Raw genomic sequence first — 309 nt, 5'->3', positions numbered from 1 at the left:
GCAGCGCCACCAAGGTGACGAGCATCGATCCGCTGCTGCGGCTGGCGGTGCAGCAGTCGAACTGCTTCGTGATCACGTCGATCGGCAACCAGAAGAGCGACGCACGCCTGTCGCGCATCACGCAGCTACAGCGCAACTCGGGCGAATACCGCGCGGGCTCGAAGCAGCAGAAGGGCCAGCGCGTCGCGGCCGACTACTACATGGAGCCGCAGATCGTGATCAACGATTCGCCGATCGGCGGGATCGGCAGCATGATCGGCGGGCTGATCGGCAACAGCGCGGTGGCGGCGGTGGCGGGCCATCTGCAGA

At 66.3% G+C, this 309-nt stretch carries 1 pseudogene; it reads left to right on the top strand.

The annotated features are described in order from the left end of the window. Nucleotides 1-309, top strand: a pseudogene (locus tag H3O04_RS35835) (penicillin-binding protein activator LpoB); the annotation flags it as partial.

Origin of the sequence: Burkholderia sp. KCJ3K979, assembly GCF_016759955.1 — a bacterium.
In the GTDB taxonomy this organism is placed as follows: domain Bacteria; phylum Pseudomonadota; class Gammaproteobacteria; order Burkholderiales; family Burkholderiaceae; genus Burkholderia; species Burkholderia orbicola.
This window is presented reverse-complemented; position numbering and strand designations above follow the sequence as displayed.